At 46.2% G+C, this 249-nt stretch carries 1 protein-coding gene; it reads left to right on the top strand.

The window, feature by feature from the left end; translation table 11 throughout:
• A partial coding sequence (locus SB786_RS37155) for a hypothetical protein (RefSeq protein ID WP_410731703.1) occupies positions 1-249 on the top strand: 249 nt, incomplete at both ends.

Here is a 249-nt window from a genome sequence, read left to right as displayed (position 1 = left end):
GCCTGCTTTCAGGTCTGGGAATGGGAGGCCTTGTTCCTGATCTTGAACTTTCCCCGCTGAGTGTTGCCGCCGGAGCGAATAATAACGGCAGCAATGGAGATGGCTTGGATGAAGATGCGATAGATGTATCGGTAAACCAGATTAGAAAAGGAGTACCCTACACCTTATCAGTTCCAGTGACCAATCCAGTGGCTACAACAAAATATATTTATGGTTGGATCGACTTTAACAATGACGGTAAGTTTGAGG

Source organism: Burkholderia sp. SIMBA_062, assembly GCF_046534765.1.
In the GTDB taxonomy this organism is placed as follows: Bacteria; Pseudomonadota; Gammaproteobacteria; order Burkholderiales; family Burkholderiaceae; genus Burkholderia; species Burkholderia ambifaria.
This window is presented reverse-complemented; position numbering and strand designations above follow the sequence as displayed.